The 225-nt window shown below is 50.7% G+C and carries 1 pseudogene; it reads right to left on the reverse strand.

Annotated elements, in window-relative coordinates:
* Positions 1 to 225: pseudogene (locus tag FDX22_RS20075) on the reverse strand (ABC transporter permease); the annotation flags it as partial.

Raw genomic sequence — 225 nt, forward strand, 5'->3', positions numbered from 1 at the left:
AATCGAACGGCTTCTTCATTGGTGCCAATACCGATCAAATGGCGACCAAATACGGTTCGCGTCAGCACCAGATGCCCGGCAACAATGACAACGATCGCGATAATAAAAGAAGGGGAGACGCCAAAGAGAATGGGGTCGGCTAAATAATCATAAATAGAACCGAGATACGCGGTCCGCGAGTCAGTTAACTGATACGCTGCTCCGCGGGCCATTTCCAGAACACCC

Source organism: Citrobacter sp. TBCS-14, from assembly GCF_005280805.1.
In the GTDB taxonomy this organism is placed as follows: Bacteria; Pseudomonadota; Gammaproteobacteria; order Enterobacterales; family Enterobacteriaceae; genus Citrobacter; species Citrobacter gillenii.